This is a genomic window from Paenibacillus sp. 22594 (genome assembly GCF_052044425.1).
Classification (GTDB): domain Bacteria; phylum Bacillota; class Bacilli; order Paenibacillales; family Paenibacillaceae; genus Paenibacillus_AQ.
The window spans coordinates 83,377-106,931 of record NZ_JBQENA010000003.1; the positions used below are offsets into that span (position 1 = coordinate 83,377).

A 23,555-nucleotide genomic window follows, 5' to 3' on the forward strand; every position below is an offset into this window, starting at 1 on the left:
GCCTAATAAGGTTTTAAAAAAAGAAGGCTGGAATCAGCCTTCTTACTTTTTCGACGACGAAGCCTGAATTTCCTTCTGAACCTCGGCAATTCCCTTGTTCAGCTGATTGTCATTCACCGGGTCTTGAATCACTTTGATTAGCGCGAGCTCCAGTGCTTCGGCGGTCTTGGCATCAATGCTGCCGGTCACCTTCAGCTTGGATGCACTCTGGAATTTCTTCACCGCATCCTTCGTTGCGGCATCGAAATATCCGTCCTTCCGTCCTGGCTTGTAGCCCAGACCGTCCAGCATCGTTTGCGCGTTCTTAACATCCGCGCTGTTCATATTGTATTGCAGGGTTAAGCTTTTATTAATCGGCGCTACCGAGAAGTAATCCGGCTGAGCCACCGCAATATCCGGCTTGATGCCCTTGCCGTGAATCCATGTGCCGTTTGGCGTCAGCCATTTGGCAATGGTAATCTTCAGCAGGCTGCCGTCACCAAGCTGCTTGTCGAAGCTGGTCTGGACTGTGCCTTTGCCAAAGGAGTTTTCTCCGATCAGCTTGGCTCCTGCAGATTGCTGCAGAGCTCCGGCCAGAATCTCCGAGGCACTTGCGCTGCCCTTGTTCATCAGCACGACAACCGGATAATCTTTGCTTGAGCCCGCAGACTTGCTAACTTCAGTGGACTTGCCTTTCTGCTCCACTTGAACAATCGCTTTGCCCTTGGGAACGAATTGCTCCGCCATCTCAATCACCACCGGGAGTACACCGCCCGGATCATTACGGACATCAATAACGAGTCCCTTCATGCCCTGTTTCTCCAGCTTGCCAAGCTCTTCCTCAAAACGTTCAGCCGTATTCATGGAGAACTGAGTCACCTCGATGATACCTACGCCATCTTTGCCTAGCTTGGCGTATACCGTTTCCAGCTTCACATCGTCGCGGGTAAGGACGAATTCAAGCGGCTCCGCAGATCCGGTACGCTGAATCTTTAAGGTAGCCTTGCTCCCCTTGGGCCCGCGGATTTTGGCTACCGCAGCATTCAGCTCCTTGCCTTCGAGCGTTTCCCCATTGACCGACAGAATCACGTCTTTGGCCTGGAGTCCGGCTTTCTCGGCGGGAGAACCCTTAATCGGGGATACGATGACGACCTTACCGTTATCCGAGGAGACCTCCGCTCCGATACCAGAGAACGAGCCTTCAATGCTCTCCTCGAACTTCTCAGCCGTTTCTTTGCCCATATAATTCGAATACGGGTCGCCCAGTGCCTCCATCATTCCGTTGACGGCACCGTCGATCAGCTTCGTCCGGTCTACGTCCTGGTAATAATAGCCCTCTATGAGGCTCATCGCGGTTCCGAGCTTCTGCGACTCTTTCTCCTGCAGGCCGCCAGACGGCACGACTGCTGCTGCCGCACTTTCACCCGCGGCTTGTCCGAAGATATCCGCATAGCCGGTGACGCCCAAGGTCAGCAGGCTGCCGCACAGCAGGGCGGCGACGATCATAAACGCCGCTGTGCTTTTCTTCAACATGATGTTCCCACCGTCCCTTCTTGTCCATCTTATGAAGCCCAAGACACAGCCGTTCTGCAAAGAACGGTATCTCTTCCAGTATATGCCGCAAAGTTAATTAATATTTATTAGTCCTTAAAATCACAGGTAAGGCATTGGATCCACCGGTTTGCCGTCGATCCGCACTTCAAAGTGCAGATGCGGGCCGGTGACACGGCCGGTTGCGCCTGACTCAGCGATAGTCTGGCCGCGCGACACCCGGTCGCCTACACTAACCTTGATGCCACCCTCGCGGATATGGCCGTAAAGTGTCCATACCCCGCCGCCATGGTCGATCACTACGGTATATCCATAGCCGCTCCACCATTCAGCCACAATGACCGTACCGGAGTCGGCAGCATGAATGTCCGTCCCTTGCGGAACCGCAAAATCCGTACCAGTATGCATTTTGCCTACTTCACCCGTCACCGGATGTGTGCGGACCCCATATGGTGAAGAAATCCGCGCAGATCCCACAGGGAGCAGGAACGGCCCGCCTCCACCGGCATATTCGGAGGACTCCCCGCTGCTATCTGAACCTGAGCCTGAGCCTGAATTACTGCTGGCAGCCCGGGCTTTGGCAGCGGCTGCTGCAGCTGCGGCTCTGCGAGCAGCTTCGGCTTTGGCAGCGGCTGCTTTGCGTGCAGCTTCTTCGGCTTTGATCTGGTCCTTCTTACTCTCAAGCAGTGAACGCTCGCTGGCCAGCTGCACCAGCTTCGCATCCTGCTCTTCCGTAAGACCGTCTGACTCCTGGATTTCCTTGTCATAGTAGGCGATAAGCTCCTGCTTCTCCGCCTCCTTCTCCTTCAACACACTGCGCTGGGACTCCAGATCCGTGTACAGCTGCTTGGCCTGGGCGTATTGCCCTTCGAGCTCCTGTTTCTTGGCAATGACCGTCTGCTTGTCCAGCTTGTGCTGCACCAGGAGATCCTGATCCTGATCCACAATCATTTTGAGCGAATCCGCCCGGTCCACGAAATCGGAAAAGCTTGTCGAAGAGAGCAGCACATCCAAATAAGAGACCGCACCGTCGGTATACATCAGACGAACCCGTGATTCGAGCAGCTTCTCACGAGATGCCACACGTGCTTCCGCCTCGTCCAGTTCGTTTGCTGTCACCGTGAGCGATTTCTCCGTGCTGGTGATTTTGCCGGAAATATCCGTCATCTCACCTTTAACCTGAGCAATTTGATCCAACACATACTGGAGATTAAGATTCGTCTTATTCAAATAATGCTTGGCTTCCTGGTTGCGTGAAGCCGCCTTATCCTGCGCGGCCTTGGCATCCTGCACCTCTTGCTGCAGCTGCTTCAGCTGCTTGTCGATTTCTGCGACCGTGGTCTTTTTGGCATATCCGTCAGAGGATTGGAATAGTGTGACAGCCAGCAACACTGCAGTCAATCCGGCGGCAATCTTCTTCAACTCGCACTCCCCGTCCTTTGTCTTGTATGATAGTCAGCTTTCACCTATATGTTGGGCCAGACACTATACTTTCAGGAACTTGCGGATCGATACGGTACTTCCCCACACCCCGATCAGCACGCCCAGGCCAACGAGCAGCCCGCAGAGCAGAACCCAAATATCTTCAAACCGGATCAGCTGCAGCCCCAGCATTGGATCTCCCTCCACGGAGGCCACGAGACTGCTGTAGCCTACATAAAGCGCTCCTGAGGTGACCAGTGAACCGATCAGTCCAATCAGTGCTCCTTCAATAAAGAACGGCCAGCGGATAAAATAATTCGTCGCACCCACCAGCTTCATAATCCCAATCTCCTTGCGGCGGGCGAGAATCGTAACCCGGATCGTGTTGGAGATCAGGAACATCGACATGAGCGCCAGTCCTGCTACAAAAATAAACCCGATGTTGCGCACCGCCTTCGTCACTTTGAAAAGCGTTTCTACCGAGCCTTTACCATAATTCACCTTATAAATCGGCTGTTCTTTATGAGTTTTGTTGAGTGCTTCTATCTTCTCCGCCACAAATGGAACCGTCGTCGGCTGGATGACCTCCACGAGCAGTTTATCCGGCAGCGGATTGTTGTCTTCATCAAAGCCTTCCAATAGCTCGGCGGCATCCGGTCCCATATCCTCACGGAATTCCTTCAGCCCCTGCTCCTTGGAGACGAACTCCACCTTGCTGACCTCCGGCATGCTGCCGATTTCATTTTCCAGCGTTTCACGCATTTTTTGGTCGGTATTCAGGGAGAGATGCACGTTGATCTGCACCTGGCTGTCCGCCTTGTTGGCGACAGCATTGACATTAAGCACCAGCAATATGAAGACACCAAGCACGAATAGGGAGACGACAATGGACGTGATGGAAGCCACCGACATCCAGCCGTTGCGGAATACGTTTTTGAAGCCTTCCCGCACATGCCGCAAGAAGGTTTTAAAACTCATAACCATATTCCCCTCTCACTTGGTCTCTAACGATAGTTCCGTTCTCGATGGCCAGTACACGCTTACGCATTTTGTTGACGATATCTCTGTTGTGTGTCGCCATAACAATGGTTGTCCCGCGAAAATTAATCTCGTCCAGCAGCTGCATGATTCCCCACGATGTCTCGGGGTCCAGGTTGCCGGTAGGCTCGTCCGCAATAATGACGGCAGGGTTATTGACAATCGCCCGGGCAATGGCAATCCGCTGCTGTTCCCCGCCTGACAGCTGCGAGGGCTCACGGTTCGCTTTGCTGCGCAGGCCGACTAATTCGAGCACTTCAGGGACACGTTTGCGGATCACCTTCTTCGGAGCTTCAATAACCTCCATCGCAAACGCAACATTCTCATAGGCCGTCAGCTTCGGCAGCAAACGGAAATCCTGGAAGACTACCCCGATATTCCGGCGGACATAAGGGATTTTGCGCGGCTTCAGCTTGCCTATATTGAACCCGCCTACCGAGATCTGTCCTTTGGTCGGCGTTTCTTCTCTATAAATTAATTTCATAAACGTTGATTTACCGGCCCCGGATGGCCCGACGACGTATACGAACTCATTGCGGTCGATCTTGACGGATACGCCTTGAAGCGCATGGGTTCCGTTCGGATAGGTCTTCCACACATCCTGCATTTCGATCACTTCATCACTTCCCGATTCTGACATATTCCGCTGCAAACCGCAGAAGCTTCCATAAACTGCATGAATACCGCAGGCGTATCTATTGTAACAAATCCGTAACTGCTTGAGTACCCGAAAGTTTTTCGGATATCGCACATATACATAAAAAGAGTCCATACCCATCTGAAAAAATATATCTCTTTGTAATATAAAACAGGTCCCTTCGCCGGTTCTATCTATTCATATATATCGGCTATACAAGCCATTCATTAAGCCTGTTGTCCCTGGCCTGCGCCTTCGTTAGCGCAAATCCGCCCAGCAGAAGGAGAACATTCATGAAAACGATCCACGCCGCCCTCATTGCGGTAATTGGCCTGCTCCTGGCGGGCTCCCTTGTAGCAGGAGGACTTCATTTATATGGTAATCCGCATACACTGCCCCAAAAGACCATTTTGGCAGGCTGGGATGTCGGAGGCATGGAGATTGGCGAGGTGCGAACCGGACTTGCTGCCAGGCTGAAAGCGCTGGAGGCGCTCCCCCTCGTGCTGAAAGCAGAGCCCAATACCGAACTGCCGGTTACGCTTCAGCAGGCTGGTATAACGTACGAGGCAGAGGATTTTCTCCATGGACTGGACACGCTCACCGGGGGAGGACTGCTGGATCGGGTACGCGCCCGCTGGGGCTTTTCCCGCAGCTGGGAGCTCGGGGTTCATTTGGACCTTGCGGAGCTGCAGAAAAGTCTGAGCCCGGCCTGGGAAAAAGAAACCTTTGGCGTTCCCGTGAACGCTGAACGGCGCATCACTGCAGATGACCGCGTGGTGTATACGCCCGAAAAAACCTCCTATGAGGTGGATTGGCATGCGCTGGAGCTTACCCTGCAAGCAGCAGCACCAGTGTCATTCCGTAGTGCCGACAGCCTTACGGGCAAGCATATCCTGCTTGAAGTTCCACTTAGCACACAGCAGCCGGAGGTCACGCTCAGGGCACTGAAGGAGCAGGGCATTGAGCGGAAAATTTCGCAGTTCAGTACCTCCCTCGGCGCCAGCGGACCCGGCCGCAGCTTCAATGTCGAGGCTGCCGCTCAGGCGGTCAACGGTACCATGCTTCCTCCTGGTGCTGTCTTTGATTACGGCAAAGCCATTCAGAAGGCCCAGGCAGATACCGGCTTCCGCGAAGCGCCCGTCATTGTTAACGGCAGGCTTCAGCCCGGTACAGGCGGGGGCATCTGCCAGGTATCCAGCACGCTGTATAACGCCGCACTGCGTTCAGGACTCGAAATCGTGGAGCGGCGCAATCACTCCCTGCCGGTGGGCTATCTGCCGAAAGGGCAGGATGCCACCTTCTCCGAAGGTAATATCAACTTCCGCTTCCGCAACAATACCGGCAAATACCTGATTATCCATGCCGCTGTCCAAGGGCGTACCTTAACCGTGAAGCTGTTCGGCACGTTCCCGAAGAACGTAACCTTCCTTGTCCAGTCCCGGACTATAGAGGTGCTTGCGCCTACTGACAAATACGTGAGCGATCCTTCACTCCCGCGCGGCGGCACCCGGGTTCTCCAGAACGGAAAAACCGGCTATATCGTTGAAACCCACATCACCCGTCTCGTGGACGGTAAAGCCGTAGAGAGGAAGCTTCTCTCCCGTGACACTTACTACGCGCAGAAACGCATCATCGCCATCAACCGGGGCGGCATGGGCAAGTCCATCCAGCCTGATTCCCGCAAGCAGCCACTGGTAGAGGATGGGGTTCGGGGGTGATTGGGCGAATGGTGCATGAAGGACTTGCTGCAGGAAAGCCTCTCCCTCCTGCCTGCAGTAAAAAGACGGTCCAGACATTCAGGGTCCGGCCGTCTTTTGGAAAGATAAGAATCTATATGCTTCTGTTCATCTAAGAACATTGTGAATTATTCAGTTTGATCTCCTATCGCAACTTGCTGCCCGGTATCCGGGGCTTCGGGGGCTTCCTCGTAATAGGCGGTGAAGGCGATATTAGCGGATATGATACTGCCAGATGACTGCTGGAAGCTGAAGGAATCCACATTTATAATGCGGGGCAGAAGCTGCAGCGCAGTCATCCAGTTGCGGACACTTGCGTAATCTCCTTCCACCAGCGCTGTCATTTTCAACTGCTTCACGGTAGGAAAGGCGGCCTCGGATGCGCCCGTCATTTCCTGTATCGGATTGCCCTCACCCACTGCAAAGCCGATATCCTTAAGCCTGGTATTGGTAAGCGTACCGATGGATCTCAGGTCCAGAATAAGCTGTTCACTGTTATCGCCGCGTGGAAGCTGTGCGAGCTGTGATTCCTGCTCCTTATTATCCGCAGAGGAACTCTTCAGCTCATTGATTTTATTTTGCAAAAGTCCATTTTGCTGCACAAGCTGGGACATCTGCAAATTTTGTTCCTCAATGGTATGGTTTGTCGGACGCACTCCAAGGATAAAAAACGCGAGCAGCAGCAGAAAGAGAACAAGAACGCCAAGCACAATGGGCGAACGATATTTATTGATCTGTTCCATCATCCTCTGCCTCCCCTTGATTGTTCTGTTCAATGGCTTCCTTCGGATTCCCTTTCGCCAGGTTCACCTTATACACAGCTGTGTATGATTTGGTCAGGGATGCAGAGGCTTGTGAACCCTCCTTCGAATCTCCTTCGCTTAACTTCAGTATAGAAGCCTCCACGCTAAAAGACATTTTCCGGAGGTTCGCCAAATAGAGAGAGGCATCCTCCATTGTAGGCACGTTCACTGTTAAATCAATGGATGTCAGATAGATATAATTGATAGTCCGGAGCGAACTTCCCTGCGGCAGCCCTGTGGCCAGCTCGTTCAACACAGAAACGATATTCAGCTTGTACTTCAAAATTTCACCGATGGCTGCTTTACGGTCGAGCTTTACGGAGCCGCTGTTATTGAGCTTGCTAAGCTCCAATTGCATCATCGCACTACGGTCTTGCAGCCCCTGAAGCTGCTCTGCCTGTTCGCTGATTTGGCCCTTGTTGGAGGCAAAATAGATCCCTGTTCCAATGGCCCCCAGCAGCCAGATCCCCACCAGTGCCATAGCCACATAAGGGAAAAGCTGCGCTTCGCGGTCTTCTCTGGGGAAAAGATCAATATGCCGGATAGAGCTGCCGAGCGCGGCCCCAGTAGCAACCCGGTAACTGTTCAGCTCAGCATCCTGTGCCGCTCCCGCTTCCAGTTGATCCAAATGGACCGGAACAATCTCCTGCTCACTTAAAGATTGGCGCAGCTCTTCATGAAGCTGTCTTCGTACTGTTGAAGTGCCTGTAATCACGATATTGCCAATTCGCGTACTGCCGTCATGCAGACTGTACTGATAGAAATTCAGCATCCGCGAGATTTCAGCCGTAATCTCCACCATTTGCTCCGGCGATAGACTCTCTTCCATTTCTTCAATGGCCGCAGCCGCTTCAGCTTCATACTCAGCCATATCCGGGATAAAGGCTGTCTCTATTCTGCTCTGTTGCAGATCAGCCACATTAATCGTTCGGATAAACACGGGGTTACCATCGCGGAACATATATATGTCCAGCATTGACCGCTCCAGATGGATCAGCATCGTTTCTGTGAATGCCTCTCCGTGAACGAGATGAATACTGCGGGCCAGGGCAGTGGCCGATATTTCGATAGTGCGTACCCGCAGGCCAGCGCTCTCCAGCAGATCAATATACTGCTGAATCGGCAGCCGCGGCGCCGCAAAAACAAGCAAATGCGTCTGATCCTCGTCGACATCGACTGCGGTTGTAACATAATCATAGACGGGATTCTCAAAAGGCAGATGAAGGCCTGTCTCGACCTCCAGCTTCACAAGCTGATCCAGCTGCTTCTCATTGATGCTGGGAATGGCCATCTGGCGGATGATGATTTGCGCCGGAGGAATAGCCAAAGACACCTTGGCCCCCCGCAGCCCCTGCTGCTTTACCCAAGGTTTGAGGACACCCAGCAGCGCCTCGCTGTCTGCGATCTGGTTCTCAACGATCATACCTGGAGGCAGAGTTAGAGTCCCTTTTTTGCGGACCTCCCATGTCTTGTTGTGCTTTAAGCTGATATAGCGGACCGCAGATTCCTCAATAGATATCCCGATCGCCCGATGACCCGGTACAAGCATGTGATATTGATCCTCCTAACCGATAAACGAGAGATACGCGCCGATGATGTCCGAACCGTACACAAAGGCAAGCAGGGTGCCTGTCACCAGAAAAGGCCCAAACGGCACATGCTGTTTTTTGCCGATAATGCCAACTAGCTGTAAGCATCCGCCCACCGCAGCTCCGAGTGCGCAGGCTATTAGAAAGGCTACAATGACACCTTGCCAGCCGACAACCCAGCCCAGCAGCGCAAACAGCTTGACATCACCCATTCCCATGCCGCCAAACAGAGCCAAAAGTAAAAGAATTCCACCGCCGCACAAAGCGCCAAGCAGATAATTCGAGAGTCCCCCGTCCCCCATCCAAGGCACCAGCACAAGAAAGAGAGGCAGAAAAAAGAGCAGCACTTTGTTGGGAATCAGCATGTATTTCAGATCGGCTACCGTGATGATGACCGACAGGCTTGCCAGCAGCAGGCCTGCCATTCCTTTCAGCGTAAGCCCCAGCTCCAGATACATCCACAGAAATAGTAGCCCGGTAGCCACTTCTCCAAGCGGATATACAGAAGATACCTTCGCTCCGCAGTGACGGCATTTCCCGCCGGATAATAAATAGCTGAATACCGGAATCAAATCCTGCGCGCCAAGCCTGGTATTGCACTTAGGACACCGCGAAGGCGGATGCACCAAGGAGTCACCTACCGGTACCCGCAGCCCCACAACATTAAAGAACGAGCCGAGTACCAGCCCGAGTAACGTAATATAGCTTGCGATTATTATAGTCATAGTAGTGTAGTTCCCTTTCGGGGATTGTGAAAAAGGAACCGGAATGGGTCCGATTCCTTAAAAACTAGAGAATTGATTTACTTACTCCTTCTCGGCATTCAAAACTTCTTTTGCGGTGAACGTTTTGGGTTTAGCATTTGTATATGTTTTTGTTTCTATAAGTACTGCTCCAGTGTCTTTTAGTTTACCGTCAATAAAGACAACAGATCCTCCTGTAATTGTTTCCTTATTACTAGGAAGTACCAAATCGGTTTCTAAGTAATGCTTATCAATGAGTCCAAGAGAAGCTGTGGCAGTGTTCTTAATGTAAACCGTTACAGTATCATTGGCGGTGGTTGGATTAGGATCAAAGATCCCATCCTTCTCACTAGTTATGTATAATCGTGCTGCATCATATATCTGACGGGCTGTTGCAGCATCGGCATCATCCCTAGTATTATTTATAATTCCGCCAATCATAGGAATCGCAATCACCGCAATAATCCCCAAAATAACGATAACCGCCAAAAGCTCAATCAGCGTAAACCCCTTTTGATTTTCTTCCTTGCTGAGTCTTCTTTTTATTGCCTGTGCCAACATTTAATTTCCCCCTTGATATTTAGTAGTGGTATGTTGCAACAATTCCCCCATCTTCGAGCACCAGCGAAAGCTCTTGAGACTACGCGCCGCCCTCCCCGGCGTCACCCCTCTCCATATGTACAACGAAGCGCAAGTTCACATATTGCTATATAGACTGAACATTGGCAGCATAATGGCTGCCACAATAACCCCTACCACACCTGCCAGAAAAGCGATCAGCAGCGGCTCCAGCAGTGACTTCAGCCGGTCGACCGTGTTCTCTACATCCATTTCGTAGAAATCGGCCACCTTGGACAGCATCGTGTCGAGTGCCCCGGTCTCTTCTCCGATGGCAATCATCTGTGTAACCAGCGGCGGAAACACCCAGGCCTTCTTCAGCGGCTCGGAGAGCGGATTGCCCTGACGCAAGGAATCACCCGCGCTGCGGATGTATTGTCCAATTACTTTGTTGCCCGCTACCTCCTCCACAATCGCCAGCGATTGCAGAATCGGGACAGAGCTGGCATAGAGCGATGAGAACGTACGGGTGAACTGGGCGATCGAGCCTTTCTGATTCAGCTTGCCGAACACCGGCACCTTTAGTTTGGCATAGTCAATCGCATAAGCTCCCCGCTCCGTCCGTTTGGCCACCTGGAAAGCAGTTACCAGCAGCAGCACGCCAAGCAGCCAGAAATACCACTGTCCCTGAATACTTTTGCTGAGGGCCAGCACAAGCTTGGTGATCGCCGGCAGCTCCGCATTCATCGACTCGAACATGGTGACGAACTGCGGCACAATCGCCCACAGGAGATATATAACTGCCCCTATAGCCATCACTCCGACAGTTATAGGGTAGGTTAGCGCGGATTTAATTTTTTCAGTTGTCGTGTGCTGCTTCTCAAAGAACATCGCGAGCCGCTCAAGCGTACCTTCCATATTGCCGGACTCCTCGCCTGCACGAATCATGCTGACGAACAGCGGAGGGAAAATCTTTTTATGGTCCTGCACCGCCTGGGAGAATGAAATCCCCCGCATCAGGCTGGAGCCGACATCCTGCAGCGCTTTACGCAGCGGTTTGCTCTCCGTCTGTTCCGCCAGAATCCGGGTACCCTCCAGGATGGACACCCCGGCACGCATCAGCGTGGCGAACTGGCGGCAGTAAATAATGAAATGGATCGTCTTGACCGGCTTTCCGATATAGAGCTCCATTTGCAGAATTGAGGTCTTACGCTCCACCAGAGAAAATACGGTCAGGCCGCGCTTGCGCAGCTCCTCCATCGCGGCCGGCTTATCTGAAGCAGTCAGCTTGCCTTTGATCGGCCTGCCTGCGGCTGTTTTCACCTGATATTCAAACAGAGCCATCAGGCGTTCACCTCATTTATGTATACTTTGGCCACTTCCGGGCGAACAAGCCCCTGTGCCAAATAGTCACGTATGCTCATTTCCAGCGTGTGCATACCCAGCGTGCGGCTCGTCTGCATGACATTCTTGATCTGATGGGTCTTGTCGGTGCGGATCAAATTGGCAACAGCCGGAGTATTCACCAGTATCTCCGTTGCGCACAAGCGCCCCCGGCCGCCGGCTCTTGGCAATAATCGCTGGCTGATGACAGCGAGCATGACGGATGCAAGCTGGGAGCGAATTTGCCCCTGCTGCTGTCCCGGAAAAGCATCGATGATCCGGTCAATCGTCTGCGGTGCATCTGTTGTGTGCAGCGTGGCAAGCACCAGATGCCCTGTTTCTGCGGCTGTGATGGCCGCAGCCATCGTCTCCAGATCACGCATCTCCCCGACAAGAATCACATCAGGGTCCTGCCGAAGCGCAGCACGCAGTCCGCTTGCGAAGCTTCCAGTGTCACTGCCCACTTCCCTCTGGTCCACCAGGCATTTGCCATGCCTGTGAAGAAACTCGATGGGATCTTCAAGGGTAACGATATGTTTGCTCTCCGATTGATTAATAGAGTGGATCATTGCGGCGAGCGTCGAGGATTTCCCGCTGCCCGTCGGGCCGGTAACCAGAATGAGGCCTTGGGGTTTCGTGGCCAGGGATGCCAAAAGTGGAGGCATACCCAATTGTTCCAGAGAAGGAATCTCTGCCGGAATCGACCGGGCAGCAATGCTGATGCCGCTGCGCTGCCTATAGACATTCACCCGGTACCTAACCCCATTCTCCAACGGAAAGGAGAAGTCGATCTCACCCGCCTCATCAAAGGCCTTGCCATGGCGCTCCCCCATCAGTATTCCGGCCATAGCCGCTGACTCCCCGGTTGTGACAAGCTCGCCTTCAATAGGATGAAGTGTACCGTCGATCCGTATCACCGGCGGAGAGCCTACGGAGATGTGCAGATCAGAAGCTTTGGAAGAATATGCAGTGTGCAGCAGTTGAACTATGTCTCTCGTGGATGTCGGCATGGTCTTCCTCCTCCCTTAACACTCTCGATGAATCATTCAAGTTCAAATTAGTGGGACACCGTTTCGCGCATAACCTCTTGAAGCGTAGTCATGCCTTGCGCAACCTTGAGGAAGCCGTCATCCATTAACTGCACAAGCCCAAGCTTCCGGGCAGCCCCCTTCAATTCTTCGACCGGGGCCATGTTCGTAATCAGTTCCCGCATAGAGTCATCAATCGTAAGCACTTCATGAATGGCGATACGTCCGCGGTAGCCCGTCGTATTGCAGCTGCCGCAGCCCCGGCCGCGGTGCAGACTTTCTGCCGGCAGGCCATGCTTGCGGAGCACTATTGCCTCCTGTTCGGACGGCTTATACGTTTCCTTGCAGTCATTGCAGATCTTACGGACCAGCCGCTGGGCGACTACCCCGATCAGCGAGGATGCGATGAGATACGGCTCGATCCCCATATCCCGAAGCCTGGAAATGGTGCTGATGGCGTCATTAGTATGCAGCGTCGACAACACAAGGTGACCTGTCAGCGAGGCTCGAACCGCAATCTCGGCGGTCTCCGTGTCACGGATCTCCCCAACCATGACGATATTCGGATCCTGCCGCAGAATGGACCTGAGCCCGGCCGCAAAGGTCAACCCGACCGCAGGATTGACATGAACCTGATTGACTCCTTCTAGCTGATACTCCACCGGATCTTCAACGGTAATAATATTGGTGCTTTCCACATTAAGCTGATTCAGTGCAGAATACAGGGTCGTCGTTTTGCCGCTGCCGGTGGGGCCGGTAATCAGCAGAATGCCGTAGGGCCTAGCGATCATTTCCCTGAAGGCTGCAGCATTCGGCTCGCTGAAGCCGAGATTTTCCACCGTTTTGATACCTGAGCTTAAATCCAGCAGCCGGAGCACGATTTTCTCCCCATGCATGGTAGGCAGCGAGGATACGCGGATATCGACCATTTTGTAGTCGAACTGCATCTTGATCCGTCCGTCCTGCGGCAGCCGCCGCTCTGCGATGTTCAGCTTGGCCATGATCTTCAGCCTGGCTGTAATAAAGCCCTGCATCTGCTTCGGAATCACCCGTTCTGTCCGCAGCGATCCGTCGATCCGGTAACGGATCGAAAGATGGTTCTCCCCCGGATCAACATGAATGTCGGAAGCACGCAGTGCAACAGCCTGCTGGATCATCTGGTTGACCAGCCTGACAATCGGTGAATCCTCGTCCGTGATTTCGGTTTCTTCTATTTCTTCCTGGGTCGGCAGCTCCACCATCATCTGGCTCATCGAATCACGCATGCCGTAATGACGGGCTATGGCCCGCTGCAGCTCATCCCGGGTGGAAATAGCAGGTTCTATCCGAAATCCGGTACTCATCCGCAGATCTTCAATAGCGAAGTAATCCAGAGGATCAGCCATGGCAACCATCAGTTTGCCGCCCTCTTTCATAAAAGGAAGAACCTGGTATCGTTTGGCCATGCTCTCCGGAATAATCTGCGTAATCGCCGGATCAATCTGATATTTGAACAAGCTGACATGCGGAATGCCGAGCTGAAATTCCAACACTTCAATGAGCTGTTGTTCGGTAATGTAACCTTGTGAGATCAACAGATCACCGAGCTTGCGTTTGCTCTTTCTCTGTTCGCCGAGAGCCTCCACCAGCTGTTCCTGAGAGATGATCCCATTCTCTACCAGCAGATCTCCAAGTCTCTTTTTTATGATTGGCAACGTCCACTCATCTCCACATTATCTAGTTTTAGTTTCCAATCAGATAAGCAAGGTAACATAGTTTCATATGGAAAGGTAGTTCTAAACTACTACTCTTCTAAAATATCAGGTGAAAATATGTAATTCAGTAGGAATCGGTCCATAAAATAAGAATAAATTGCCGAAAAATAGTTCCAATTACTTAAAATTCAGGGTATTTTTTCATAGATAATTATTGCCTATACATGTAAATTGTCCTAGAATGATATATAGCATATAACTGTTTTTTTTACAATTCCGATTTCCATTTCCGGTTAATTTCATACAAGATTCGTAGTTTATAGCAAATGTTTCGAACTATTATTCGGGGGGAATTGTCAGATGGAATTCATAAGGCGGAGAAAATGGATCCTTATCCCTGGAATCGCACTGTCGATTCTTTTGATCGCCGCATTTATTCAAGGTTATGTATTGCCTGTGAATGCTACCGACAATCATTACTCAATCCGCATTCTGGAGATTACCGATCCAACCAGCCCAAGCCTGAAGCTGAGTTCTACTGACCTATTCCCCCTTAGCGAGCTGGATGCTCTGCACAATCAGCCCAACGTTCAGATCGACACCATGACCATGAAGAAGTTCGTCTCGCTGCGTGAGAACTGGGACGGCAAATATGACGCTCTCTATATCGGCAAAGGCGATTTCAACACAGCAAAAGTCAACAGCACAGACAGCAGCAGCAACGATGCTCGAAGCAAAGCCCATAACACCACAAGTGTGGAGAACGACATCACTCTCCTTAAGGCTAAGGAAATAACCAATTATTACATCAACAAAGGCTTATATGTGTTTTTCAGAAACGAGACTTTCGACGCGCAGGAATCATCCGTTGCCAAACAAGGCCATTTGTTTTCCTCCTTCAATACATACCGTACAGCATCAGGCTCCAAATCCAATGTCGTTTTCCTTCCAAATCTGACGGGTCTGAACACCTTAACTGATAAAATAATAGACGCCTCCTCACCCTATATGGCCGGTCTGACCCAACGGCCAAGACTCACGCTGACCAATAAGACAAGTATTGTAAGCTACCGCGATAAGCCTGATCATGTCTACGTATCCGGGGACACTCTGAGCTTCGATGTCAAGCTGGACAATGTTTCCGACTTCACGCTACATCCCATAAGGGTCCGCTTGTTCATCAATGTGGATTCTTCACTGCCCATGACCGAAAACAATGTCGTCGCTACCGAAATGATGACCTCTTCGACGGGCACAATCCGCTACAAACTGCCGTCAACCTATTCAGGACCGCTATACTGGAAAATAGAAATCAGCGATACCCTTACCGGATTAAAGGATTTCGACGCAGATGTTATCCGGTACAGAGGGATTAAACCGGAGATTAAAGTTCTTCAGGTTATGCCTGCTGACAAGCCGGACAGCAACCTGCTGAGCACGACCAACAAGAACATGACTGCCTCTTACTTGTCTAATACCGATTACGATCTGAAAATCACTGTGCTCGACATGAAGGGGTTCAACAATTACATCGCCCAGCACATCAGCGCCACGGACCAGACCTCTGGTCTGAACGGCAACTACGATATGATCGTATTTGGCTTTCAGGATATGTACGACCGCGTAACCAAACCGATGCTATCCCAAGCCGCCGCCGATGCGGTGAAGGCCTTTGCCGAAGAAACCCGGCAAAGCCTGATGCTGACGCATGATACCATTTTCCGCGAGGTTGATGCGAATCCAGCTACGCCTGTATTGGACCCGTACGTGGAGAGTACCACCAATGGCGTCAAGAACTACAACTACTGGAGCTCATACTTCCACGACATGGTGGGACAAGCTTTACCCCGGACCTATCTGGGCGGCCAGGCGGTCAATTCCTCCACCTCGGTAGTGCCTGTTAACGAAGGGCTTTTGACACAGTATCCTTTCGATCTCGGCAAGGTTGCCTTAAGCTCAAGCACGGGACGATACACGGTGGCTACGACTCATGACCAGTTTTTCCCGCTGAATCTGGAACGGGCCGATGTCATTCCCTGGTACAACATTTCAGGATCGAACCGGGATACCGATGACAGCTACAACCATTTCTATACGTATTCTGTAGGTAACATCACCTTTTCCGGTACGGGCCATACCAACAAGAACTTTCCCCAATGGGAGCAGATGCTGTTCGTAAATACAATGTACCGTGCCTTCACCGGAGCCAATCACGCTCCCGAAATTACAGTGGCCATGCCGCAGGATCACAGCACCAAACCGTCCTACCAGAACAAGCTCGTTGTCAGCTATACCGTCAATGACTGGGATCTCAAAGATAAGAATCTGATCACCGGCATCAAGTTCAAGTCAGGTAATGAATACTTGACTGATTATGCGATGGCCGATAAGACTGTGCAGTCCGGGGAGACGGTAACACAGACCTTCAACAATCCGCTGCCCGCCGGTGGTGCTCTGCAAATTGAGATTACGGCAAGGGACAGCCAGGGAGCTCTGGCGACCAAAACAGTGAATGTGGCGGTAGAATACGTGGAGTCCAAACTATCCCTCAGCCGGACCGTTTCGCCGGATACGGTGGAACGGGGAAAAGCTGTGACCCTTGCCTATACAATCACTCCTAACCCTATCCCGGCCTATACTGTGCCAAATGCCGAGGCCAGCAGCCAGTTGGTCATTTCAAATATCGGGTATTCCGAGAAATTCCCAGCCATGCTGGAGTTTACGGAGCCTCTGCCGGCAGGAATCACCAAGAGCGGCAGCCTTGCGGAGGGATACACGCTAACGGGGAGCTTAGCTGATATCAGGTATGGATTATCCAGGGATGGAACAACTTTTGAGCCCGAGTCCAGTCAGCCTGTCACGTTCAATCTGACCGCTATCCCAAGTGAGAAGCGCTCTTATAATCTGGCTGAATGGAGTTCAAAATTGACGTACTATGAGGTACATTCCGTGAAGACGGGGGGAAATACTTCCGAGGTATTTGATAATATAAATACACTCAGCAATGAATATAACGCGTTCATCTTAGGAAATGTGAATTTGAGGAGCACCAGCACGGAGGGGCGTATCGCCGCGGCCGGCAATGCAGAGTTCACCAGCTATAGCCTGAAAGGACAAGGGGGCACCCGCAATAATGCATTGGTCGTCGGAGGGAACTTTATCTTCAACGGAGGAAACGGCGCTGCCATCCGCGGGAACGTCACCTATGGGGGCACCTCGGCCATTACGCCGAACAATTCCGTTACGGGTACCGTAACCCAAGGGGCTCCCATCAACTTCGCAGACAGCCAGAAGCTCCTGCTGCGCCAGTCCCAAGCCCTTGGCTCTTTAACGGCAAACGGCAGTGTGGACAGCTATCTTAATTTCACGGGTACAGATAACAATCGGAATGTTTTTGAGGTCAAAACGAATGTACTGAATAATATAAAAATCAAAGCTCCCCAAAGCTCGACCGTTATCATCAATGTACATGGTGAATCCGTCTCGATTTCGGGCGGGTTTGATTTAACGAATATACAGAGCAGTCATATTATTCTCAATTTTCCGGAAGCCACATCCGTAACCATCAACGGTGTTGGAGTCCAAGCAAGCGTGCTTGCTCCTGTAGCAAGTGTGCAGTTCGATAATGGTCAGCTTACCGGAACCCTTATCGCCAAAGAGCTACGTACCAATAACGGAGGTTATCTGCGACTCGGGGCATTTACCGGGACTCTGCCAGAGGTAGTTAAGGACCCGGAACCTGTCTATCCGCAGAAAACGATCTACTTTAATCCGGCAAGCTTCAAAGCGATTGTTAAGGTAACAGGGCTCACCCTGCAGAATGCACGGATTAATGTAGACACTGAACTGGGGATGAAACCCATGGTCACGGTCCTCCCTGACGATGCAGACAACAAGGAGGTCTTCTGGTTATCCCTCAATCCCGAAGTTGCTACAGTAACCGATGAGGGAGTAGTGAAAGGGCTTCAGGCGGGTACCGCTACTATTCAAATTAGGGCCAGAGACGGCAGCGGCATCACGGCAAGCGCTTCTGTGGAGGTGATTTCTCCCGACCTTAACATTATCGGTGACAGCACGGCTTATGTGGGGGAAGAGGCCCACTTTGAAGCTCTGTACAGTACCGCTGATGAGATTACGGGGTATGAATGGAAGATCAAACCGGGAAGCGATACCGCCGGGGTAGATTTGGTTGTATCTCCCGATTCACCTTTGAAGAACCATGCTATTCTGGTGGCTGATCACTCCGGTCAGGCTACGCTCGTGGCACAGGTCAATACCAACGTCTCGCCTGCCGGGGCCGCCACCAAAGAGCTTACGGTGACCTTCACGAATCCGGTACGCCAAATCAGGATTGAAGGATTGTCACTGGTCAACGTCGGACAGCAAATCCCGCTGCAGGTACGGGTGATTACACCAGCCAATGCAGATCCTGCAGTCTACACCTGGAGTCTGGAAGGCGAAGGTGGAACCTACGCAGAAATGATTAACGGCACGGACACCAGCAGCATTCAACTAAAAGGATTAAGAGTCACCGCAACGGACCACCCTATCACCGTTAAAGTTACTACACCGGGACTGGTGCCGGAACAACCGGTAACAGCCACGGCAACCATTACCGTAGGTGCCAGATTAACCGGCCTTAACCTGCCGGATTCGATTAGCATTGGAGTAGGGAGTGAGAACTCACACAACTTATTCAATATCCATGATCTTACCCTGTTCCCTGAGAGCATGACACTGGCAGATATCCAGGGCAAACTGGAATGGACGAGCAGCAACCCCGCTGTAGTGACAGTAAAGAACGGCCTTATTACCGGGCTCGTCAAAGGCTCCGCCTCCGTGACTGTTGTCTATAAGGACGATCCTTCCATTCAAGATACCATTCTGGTCAAAGTCACCAATGAAGACCGGTATTAAGTAACCACACCCAAACACCCCCCTGCTGTCTACAGCATCTTGTGCTGATAGATAGCAGGGGGGTGTTCATGTATCTGCTGAAGCCAATGATTAACTACTATGGATTCTGCTCAATTCAGCTTCAATCCTTCTACACGGATATTGACCGCTTTGACACGGGGGAGACCTGCCTGTTGATCGTTGAAAATCTGATCATTATAGGATGCTTTGAACCGGATCAGGCGGTTGTCGGGGGTAACGTCGATATCGTTTGCGCCTCCGGCTGCACTGCCGCGCACCGCATTTATGGTCAGATCGCCCTTGGCGAAGAAGCCCCCGCTCAGTGAGAAGATCGACCCTACACCATACAGCTCCGCTGCGGAATCCGTATAGAAAAAAGCATCGAGCGGTGCCGGTTCATCATTCGTGAAAGCGGCCAGCCGGTTGATCAGAATCGGGCCTTGCGAGATAAGCACCAGCTCCTTGCCGTTCAGGCCCTTAATCGACGCATCCTCCACGGTGGTCGTATATTCTTCTTGCCCGTTGATGACTTGCGGCTTCTTATACACAAAGAGGGTAGAATCAAACTCCACCTTCCCTCTGATCTCTACTTTGCCTGTCACTAGAATATTGGCACGTACCTGAATGGGTGTAGCGCTGCCGTAATTATTGATCCTCAGATCGCCGTCAATGATATACCAGTTGCGGGGTGACTTCTCCGAATACGTGATTCCCTTCAGCTCCGTGCCATCCAAGGTCAAGTCCCCGTTGTAAATCACTGATCCTTCAGGCACAGTCAGACGCCGAACCGCATCAGCATATTCTTGTTGAAGCTGCTTCCCATGGTCCGAGACGTCATTAGGATCAGGCTTCGGCGGAAGAACCGGGTGGTCAAACAGACCGGAGGATATGCTTTTCAGGTAGGCCGCCAAAGTACCGTTCTTCAAGTTGGTTGAGATGTCTGTTGTATTGGCTCCGCTGCCTACGGCCTCGGTGACTTTATCAATGAAGGAGGATTCGACATTCACTTCAACGAAGCTGCGGTGATTTTTGATTTTGACGTTCTCCTGTGGGATCTTGCCGATCATCGATGTGGCAGGGGTGATTTTATCTGCTGTTATATCCGGTATCCCCTGCTCCTTATACACCAGTTTGCGCAAGGATTGAACATGGGCTTCGCCCGTCAGTTCAAAGGGTTGGGATGTAAAAGTATGGTCAATATTTTTGTACGAGTATTGAGCGGTATCACTAATAGTCAGCGTATCACCGGCGTAAATATTACCTTGGATATAAGGTGCGCCGTTAATGGTTAGATTCTTCTCTGACCCTAATGTGTATTTGAGAAAATCAGGAGATGTGTCGATAACCACCGTCTGGGACAGCGTGTGCTTTACCCCGTTGACCTCAGCCTCAGCGTTCAGAGTCAGTCTGTAGCTGACAGTTTGACCGGCTTGACCCGTTCCCATTCTTTCGGAATGAACGCTGGTAATTTTACCGACTGCTTTTTCTCCATCGGCTTGCAGCAGATCGGTACTGGTAAGAAAACCGTTCGGACCGGCAGGCAGATTCTGCAGGAAGCTGTTGATTTTGATATCCAGATCAGCTTGACTTACGTCCACACCTTTATTAATTTCGTCATTCAGACCAGCCGTAATGTAGGCAACCGCCTCGTCCAATGTCTTTTCCGCCAGGTGAAGGCTCTGAACATCGTTCTTTCGCGTCTCTGTTCGCTGGGCTCCTCCAACCGCTGCACTAAGCACCCCCATCCCCAGAATGGTCAGCAGCAGAACAATAAACATGACCAGCACAAGTGCGGAGCCCTGTTCTCCATGAAGGTGCCGGAGCGGATCTCCAAGCCTTCTCTTAAAATTCATTTTGCCCGTTAATGGTCCAGACATCGGCCCTTGGCCTCCTAAAATCCGAATTTGCTTTTCAGTTCCATACTGTAAGTTCTGCCGTCATATTCCTGTGCCAGCTTCAGCGAGATATGGATCAGTCCGCTCTCATAGGGAAAAGAGATCTGGGGAGCCCTCCCGTCAGCCGCAGAAGAAGAAATGCTTGAACCTGAGAGACTCGAATGCACTGCAGTCCTCGGATTATCCGGGTCAGGAGCCGCTGCTTGCGCACCGATTACAAGCTGCCCTTGTGCAAAAGCAACTTTGACCACCTCATCTGCGGCCCCTTCTCTTGTTTTCTTCAGTAGAATGCCAGTAGCAGTATTTTCCACGGTTTCGGGAGAAAACGTATATAGCTCATTCATAATAGAGGACATAATGATGTCTGCTTCATCTCTTAGTGAATTTTCGATCGTTATTTTGTGATAACTTCGTATACCAAACATCGTAACCACTGAAATCATGCCGACAATCAACGAGAAAAGCGTCATAGCGGCAATCACTTCGATCAAGGTAAAACCCCGTTCGGACTTCAAACGCTCAGCGTATTTTCTCATCCGTGATATAACCCTCCACTACCGTACTTGAAGAACGGCCTTGAGGGCCGCCGGGTCCCGTGACAGTGACTTTAACCGGAATTAAATAGGGTGCCATTTCCTTTTTGCGTTCGTCCACTTGACTCTCATCTCCGCCGCTGATTCTGCCAGCCAGCATGTCCTGATGAAGATTCACCTGGTAGACAATGTTCACCTGATAGCTGATATTATTGATTACCGGATTCAGTACGCTGGCGAGTGCATTGGTGTCCGTAACGACGGTTTGATACGCCCCACAGCTTGCCGTGGCTTCTGTAATGAGTACACAGTCTGAGGCCCTAATGCTGGAATGGCCCGGTATAGCGGGATTCCCCCCCTCTGCCTGCTTCCCCTGAAAATATAAACTCATCGTCTCAAAATCCTGCTTCTCCGCATAAAACAGCGCATTACGCGCCAGGTTGACCATGATCGTTCGGTTCTGGTTCGATTTGGAGTAGGACATGGCGTTAGTGAAATAGGAGGTCAGCATCAATGAGACAATCGAGAGAATAACGATGGCTGCCAAAACCTCAATCAAGGTAAAGCCCTGCTGTCTGTTCCATAGAGGGCTATGCTTGTCCTTCCGCTGCATTCAGTCCGCTCCTTGTGCCAGATTTGATCTAGCCTGCATTTAATTTCACTGCCGGTGGGCCAGCTATGTACTTGTGATTTCAAAAGAATACCGTGTCTTCAGTCCTGTATCCAGATTCAAATCCATGAAACTTTATACCTATTTCCATTATATTCTTTCTGTTCCTGAACCAGCAATCCTTGTGTGTAATAATTCTAGAGATTTCTACAATTTATATCTAATTTGTGCTGTGCTATCATTTGGGCTGAATGGAAAGGAGACAACAATATGGCTTTGATCGAATGCAGGTTTTATTCGGATGTACTGGGACTGAGCACCTCTATGACGGTGATTCTGCCGCAGCAGACCACTACACAGATCGGCATGACTAATGTAACTAAAGGCAAGCTTCACCCCACACTCTATTTACTGCACGGCATGTCGGATGACGATTCCATCTGGCTCCGCCGCACCTCCATTGAGCGTTATGTAGCCCAAATGGGGATCGCCGTGGTGATGCCGCAGGTGCACCGGAGCTTTTATACGGATATGGCCGAGGGAGACCGGTACTGGACCTTTATCAGCGAGGAACTGCCGGCACTCGCCCGATCCTTTTTCCCGCTATCACCGGAACGTGAGGATACCTTTGTGGCCGGGCTCTCGATGGGCGGCTATGGGGCGATGAAGCTGGGATTGCGTAAGCCTGAAACGTTTGCGGCAGCGGCAAGCCTGTCAGGAGCACTCGATATGGCGCATAATTTCTTGAACTGGGAGGATCCAACTAAGAAGACCCCGGAGTATGAACGGATTTTCGGTAAAAAGAGTATTGAAAACACCCCGGACGATCTGCTCTGGCTGCTGAAAGAGGCCGACCGCTCCAAGGGACCGAAGCCGCTTCTCTACCAATGCTGCGGTACGGAGGATTTCCTGTACACGGACAACCAGAGCTTCCGCAAGGCTTGCTCCAAAACTTCATTGTCCTTAACCTATGAGGAAGGTCCCGGCGAACACGAGTGGGGTTATTGGGATACCAAAATCCGTGACGTGCTGGCCTGGCTGCCTCTAGGTAAATGAATGAAGACCTGTACCTGGGCCAAGTGGAAAAAGTAAACTTAATTCTCACCACTTTGGCTCCTCTGCAGGTCCAAGTGGAAAAAGTAAACTTATTCCACTTGGACCTGCACCCTCACGGGTGAATTTGCTCAGATTAAGTCTACTATTTCCCACAAACCTCTCAGAAAAATGATTAAAGGCCCATTTAAGTTCACTAATTCCACATCACTCCGATAAAGCTAAAATTCTAAATGGGTGTCATGGTAAAGTGAAGCCCCTGGGCTCACAATGAATTCATCAGTCTGCTTGTCTTCATTCTCTAGTTTTATAGAGCAAAAAGAGACTGTCTTCCCACATCAGTGATGTGGCAGAAAGACAGTCCCTTGGTTCCAGCAGTCTATTTT

Annotated in this window: 17 protein-coding genes; 3 read left to right on the top strand and 14 right to left on the bottom strand. The window is 51.3% G+C overall.

Annotated elements, in window-relative coordinates; genetic code table 11:
* Positions 1 to 42: 42 nt before the first annotated feature.
* From ACTJKB_RS11165 to ftsE, 4 genes are all read right to left on the bottom strand, one after another.
* On the bottom strand, positions 43 to 1,512 hold the full coding sequence (locus ACTJKB_RS11165; protein WP_440833984.1) for a S41 family peptidase: 1,470 nt from the start codon (positions 1,510 to 1,512) through the stop codon (positions 43 to 45).
* Positions 1,513 to 1,632: 120 nt separating this feature from the next.
* The gene (locus tag ACTJKB_RS11170) at positions 1,633 to 2,952 is read right to left on the bottom strand and encodes a murein hydrolase activator EnvC family protein (RefSeq protein ID WP_440833985.1); all 1,320 of its coding nucleotides are present in this window, start codon (positions 2,950 to 2,952) and stop codon (positions 1,633 to 1,635) included.
* Positions 2,953 to 3,015: 63 nt separating this feature from the next.
* Positions 3,016 to 3,930 carry a permease-like cell division protein FtsX gene (ftsX, locus tag ACTJKB_RS11175; protein ID WP_440833986.1) on the bottom strand — a complete coding sequence of 305 codons (915 nt, stop codon included), beginning with the start codon at positions 3,928 to 3,930 and terminating at the stop codon, positions 3,016 to 3,018.
* On the bottom strand, positions 3,920 to 4,606 hold the full coding sequence (gene ftsE / locus ACTJKB_RS11180) for a cell division ATP-binding protein FtsE (protein WP_440834736.1): 687 nt from the start codon (positions 4,604 to 4,606) through the stop codon (positions 3,920 to 3,922). Before ftsE ends, ftsX begins: the two co-directional genes overlap by 11 nt.
* Before the next feature lie 314 nt (positions 4,607 to 4,920).
* Between ftsE and ACTJKB_RS11185 the strand changes: the two genes are divergently transcribed.
* On the top strand, positions 4,921 to 6,345 hold the full coding sequence (locus ACTJKB_RS11185) for a VanW family protein (protein ID WP_440833988.1): 1,425 nt from the start codon (positions 4,921 to 4,923) through the stop codon (positions 6,343 to 6,345).
* A 146-nt stretch (positions 6,346 to 6,491) separates the two neighbouring features.
* Here ACTJKB_RS11185 and pilO read toward each other — a convergent pair whose 3' ends face one another.
* The 7 genes from pilO to ACTJKB_RS11220 form a co-directional block, all read right to left on the bottom strand.
* A complete protein-coding gene (pilO, locus tag ACTJKB_RS11190; RefSeq protein WP_440833989.1) occupies positions 6,492 to 7,106 on the bottom strand; it encodes a type 4a pilus biogenesis protein PilO in 615 nt (204 codons plus the stop codon).
* The gene (pilM, locus tag ACTJKB_RS11195; RefSeq protein WP_440833990.1) at positions 7,090 to 8,715 is read right to left on the bottom strand and encodes a pilus assembly protein PilM; all 1,626 of its coding nucleotides are present in this window, start codon (positions 8,713 to 8,715) and stop codon (positions 7,090 to 7,092) included. Before pilM ends, pilO begins: the two co-directional genes overlap by 17 nt.
* A gap of 15 nt (positions 8,716 to 8,730) precedes the next feature.
* A complete protein-coding gene (locus ACTJKB_RS11200) occupies positions 8,731 to 9,480 on the bottom strand; it encodes a prepilin peptidase (RefSeq protein ID WP_440833992.1) in 750 nt (249 codons plus the stop codon).
* A gap of 81 nt (positions 9,481 to 9,561) precedes the next feature.
* A complete protein-coding gene (locus ACTJKB_RS11205) occupies positions 9,562 to 10,059 on the bottom strand; it encodes a type II secretion system protein (RefSeq protein ID WP_440833994.1) in 498 nt (165 codons plus the stop codon).
* A gap of 135 nt (positions 10,060 to 10,194) precedes the next feature.
* On the bottom strand, positions 10,195 to 11,400 hold the full coding sequence (locus ACTJKB_RS11210) for a type II secretion system F family protein (protein ID WP_440833995.1): 1,206 nt from the start codon (positions 11,398 to 11,400) through the stop codon (positions 10,195 to 10,197).
* Positions 11,400 to 12,449, bottom strand: coding sequence for a type IV pilus twitching motility protein PilT (locus tag ACTJKB_RS11215; RefSeq protein WP_440833997.1), 1,050 nt, complete (start codon positions 12,447 to 12,449; stop codon positions 11,400 to 11,402). The genes ACTJKB_RS11210 and ACTJKB_RS11215 overlap by 1 nt, the downstream gene beginning before the upstream one ends.
* 47 nt (positions 12,450 to 12,496) lie before the next feature.
* Positions 12,497 to 14,161, bottom strand: coding sequence for a GspE/PulE family protein (locus ACTJKB_RS11220; RefSeq protein WP_440833998.1), 1,665 nt, complete (start codon positions 14,159 to 14,161; stop codon positions 12,497 to 12,499).
* Positions 14,162 to 14,521: 360 nt separating this feature from the next.
* Between ACTJKB_RS11220 and ACTJKB_RS11225 the strand changes: the two genes are divergently transcribed.
* Positions 14,522 to 19,078, top strand: coding sequence for a DUF5057 domain-containing protein (locus tag ACTJKB_RS11225; protein ID WP_440834000.1), 4,557 nt, complete (start codon positions 14,522 to 14,524; stop codon positions 19,076 to 19,078).
* 110 nt (positions 19,079 to 19,188) lie between these two features.
* Here the strand turns inward: ACTJKB_RS11225 and ACTJKB_RS11230 are convergent, their stop codons facing one another.
* From ACTJKB_RS11230 to ACTJKB_RS11240, 3 genes are read right to left on the bottom strand one after another with little or no spacing between them, the layout of a single operon-like run.
* Positions 19,189 to 20,955 carry a hypothetical protein gene (locus ACTJKB_RS11230; RefSeq protein WP_440834001.1) on the bottom strand — a complete coding sequence of 589 codons (1,767 nt, stop codon included), beginning with the start codon at positions 20,953 to 20,955 and terminating at the stop codon, positions 19,189 to 19,191.
* Between the two features lie 14 nt (positions 20,956 to 20,969).
* Complete coding sequence (locus ACTJKB_RS11235) at positions 20,970 to 21,509, bottom strand: type IV pilus modification PilV family protein (protein WP_440834003.1); 540 nt, start codon at positions 21,507 to 21,509, stop codon at positions 20,970 to 20,972.
* Positions 21,493 to 22,119, bottom strand: coding sequence for a type IV pilus modification PilV family protein (locus tag ACTJKB_RS11240; protein ID WP_440834004.1), 627 nt, complete (start codon positions 22,117 to 22,119; stop codon positions 21,493 to 21,495). The genes ACTJKB_RS11235 and ACTJKB_RS11240 overlap by 17 nt, the downstream gene beginning before the upstream one ends.
* A gap of 267 nt (positions 22,120 to 22,386) precedes the next feature.
* Here ACTJKB_RS11240 and ACTJKB_RS11245 point away from each other — a divergent pair, with 267 nt between their 5' ends.
* Positions 22,387 to 23,172 carry an alpha/beta hydrolase gene (locus ACTJKB_RS11245; protein WP_440834006.1) on the top strand — a complete coding sequence of 262 codons (786 nt, stop codon included), beginning with the start codon at positions 22,387 to 22,389 and terminating at the stop codon, positions 23,170 to 23,172.
* The last annotated feature ends 383 nt before the right edge of the window (positions 23,173 to 23,555 follow it).